Source organism: Streptomyces niveiscabiei (assembly GCF_001419795.1).
In the GTDB taxonomy this organism is placed as follows: Bacteria; Actinomycetota; Actinomycetes; order Streptomycetales; family Streptomycetaceae; genus Streptomyces; species Streptomyces niveiscabiei.
Map to the genome: position 1 here is coordinate 1 of NZ_LIRL01001361.1, position 2,802 is coordinate 2,802.

A 2,802-nucleotide genomic window follows, 5' to 3' on the forward strand; every position below is an offset into this window, starting at 1 on the left:
GGATCATGAGGGGCATGCCCCTCGTCGACGTCCCCGGTTCCAAGTCCCTCACCGCCCGCGCCCTCTTCCTGGCGGCAGCGGCGGACGGTGTCACGACCCTCGTACGCCCCCTGCGCTCGGACGACACGGAAGGGTTCGCCGAGGGGCTGAGCAGCCTCGGCTACCGGGTCGGGCGGGCGCCGGACGCCTGGCAGGTGGACGGCCGTCCGCAGGGCCCGGCGGTCACGGACGCGGACGTGTACTGCCGGGACGGCGCCACGACCGCCCGCTTCCTGCCGACGCTCGCCGCCGCGGGGCACGGCACGTTCCGCTTCGACGCCTCGCCCCAGATGCGCCGCCGCCCCCTCCTCCCGCTCACCCGCGCCCTGCGCGACCTCGGCGTGGACCTGCGCCACGAGGACGCGGAGGGCCACCACCCCCTGACCGTCAACGCGGAAGGGGTGGAGGGCGGCGAGGTCGTCCTCGACGCCGGACAGTCCTCCCAGTACCTCACCGCGCTGCTCCTCCTCGGCCCTCTCACCCGCACGGGCCTGCGCATCCGCGTCACCGACCTGGTCTCCGTGCCGTACGTGGAGATCACGATCGCGATGATGCGGGCGTTCGGCGTCGAGGTGAAACAGGAAGCAACCGTTTCCACAAACGAACCCGGTGCCGTGGGCGAGCGCGTCTACACCGTCCCGCCCGGCGGCTACCGCGCCACCACCTACCCCATCGAACCCGACGCCTCCACCGCGAGCTACTTCTTCGCCGCAGCCGCCCTCACCGGCGGCGAGGTCACCGTCCCCGGCCTCGGACAGGGCGCGCTCCAGGGCGACTTGGGCTTCGTGGAGGTGCTGCGCGAGATGGGCGCGTACGTCGAGATCGCCGCCGACCGTACGACGGTGAGGGGAACCGGCACGCTGCACGGCGTGACGGTCAACATGCGGGACATCTCCGACACGATGCCCACGCTCGCCGCGATCGCCCCCTTCGCCACCGGCCCCGTCCGCATCGAGGACGTCGCCAACACCCGCGTCAAGGAGTGCGACCGCCTCGACGCGTGCGCGGAGAACCTGCGCCGCCTCGGCATCGACGTCGCGACGGGCCCCGACTGGATCGAGATCCACCCCGGCACCCCGAAGCCCGCCGAGATCACGACCCACGGCGACCACCGCATCGTCATGTCCTTCGCGGTGACCGCCCTGCGCACGCCGGGTATTTCGTTCGACGACCCCGGCTGCGTCCGCAAGACTTTCCCCGGTTTCCACGAAGCGTTCGCGCAGTTGAGGAAGGACATCACCGGGTGAGATTCGAGGCGGGCCAACAGCCGGTCCTGTACGGCGACTTCGTACGTCTGGAGCCCCTGGACCGGTGCCACGCCGCCGAGTTGGCGCGCGCGGCGGAGGAGGGCCGGGGGACGTACGCGTACACCTGGGTCCCGACGTCCGCCGAGCTGGACCGCTACCTCGACCTCCAACTCGCGCGCGCCGCCGACGGTTCGATCTCCCCGTTCGCCCAGATCTCGGCGTCCACGGGACGGGCCGTCGGCGTGACCGCCTACTGCGAACCCCGCGCCTGGCGCGACCCAGCCCGGCTCGACGCGGTCGAGGTCGGCCACACCTGGCTCGCCGCGTCCGCCCAGCGCACCGGCATCAACGCGGAGGCCAAACTCCTCCTGTTCCGGCACGCGTTCGAGGTCTGGCAGGTCTCCCGCGTCGACCTCAAGACCGACGCCCGCAACACCCGCTCCCGCGCCGCCATCACCGCCGCCGGCGCCACCTTCGAGGGCGTCCTGCGCAACTGGTCCACCTCCAAGTACCCCGGCGAGGAAGGCGAGTTGCGCGACTCGGCGATCTTCTCGATCACCGCCGAGGAATGGCCGCAACGCCGGCCCCGCCTGGAGGAACGGCTCGCCCGCTACACACCTACGAACCGGACGGCTCCGGCGTGAGCAACGCCCGCACGTTCAGGGGAAGTTGATCCCGCGCTGTCGCTGGCGGCGCACCCGCCTGCCGGCACGGCGCCGGCGCCCATAGCCAGCAACACGATGAAACGGCTTACTGCGGCTCTCACAGCGGGACTTCCCCTCGGTCCGGGCGACTCGTCACGACGGTGACGCCCCGCCTCCGAGGAACGTTCACCCGCATCCCTCCCCCTACCGATCCCACCAGGGAAGACGGCACTGGACCCGTCAACTCGCCGCTGGGGATGATCACCCCATGACCTCCTCCTTCCTGATCCTCCACGGCTGGCAGAACCACCGCCCCGAGGGCCACTGGCAACACTGGCTGGCCGGCCGCCTCACCGACCTCGGACACGAGGTCGTGTACCCGCAGCTGCCGGACCCGGACCATCCCGAACTCGACGTCTGGCTGGGCGAGTTCGAGCGTCACCTGACCACGCCGCCCCGCCCCCGGATCGTCATCGCCCACAGCCTCGCCACCGTCACCTGGCTGCACGCCCTCGCCCGCGACCTCCCCGGCCTCGACACCGTCGACCGCACCCTCCTCGTCTCCCCGGTCACGGTCGTCACCGACTACCCCGAGATCGCCGGCTTCGCCCTCCCCCCGCTCACCGGCCTCACTCCGCCCTCCCCGACGCGCATCGTCGCCGGGGACGACGACCCGTACTGCCCCGAGGGCGCCCAGGCGGCCTACGGCGACCCCCTGGGCATCACCGCCGAAGTCCTCCCCGGCGCAGGCCACTTGACGCCGGACGAGGGGTACGGCCCCTGGCCGTCGGTGCTGGAGTGGTGCCTGGACGGCGAGACGAGGCTGAGGGCGAGGTGAGGCAGGGGAGGGGAAGCCGGGGGAGGGGAGGCGG

At 72.1% G+C, this 2,802-nt stretch carries 3 protein-coding genes; all 3 read left to right on the forward strand.

Features of this window, described 5'->3' with window-relative positions:
* The first annotated feature begins 14 nt into the window (after positions 1-14).
* Positions 15-1,286: a 3-phosphoshikimate 1-carboxyvinyltransferase gene (aroA, locus tag AOK24_RS44045; RefSeq protein WP_055725422.1), complete on the forward strand. Its 1,272-nt coding sequence runs from the start codon at positions 15-17 to the stop codon at positions 1,284-1,286.
* A complete protein-coding gene (locus AOK24_RS44050) occupies positions 1,283-1,930 on the forward strand; it encodes a GNAT family N-acetyltransferase (RefSeq protein ID WP_055725423.1) in 648 nt (215 codons plus the stop codon). Before aroA ends, AOK24_RS44050 begins: the two co-directional genes overlap by 4 nt.
* A 268-nt stretch (positions 1,931-2,198) precedes the next feature.
* Positions 2,199-2,768 carry an RBBP9/YdeN family alpha/beta hydrolase gene (locus AOK24_RS44055; protein WP_055725424.1) on the forward strand — a complete coding sequence of 190 codons (570 nt, stop codon included), beginning with the start codon at positions 2,199-2,201 and terminating at the stop codon, positions 2,766-2,768.
* The last annotated feature ends 34 nt before the right edge of the window (positions 2,769-2,802 follow it).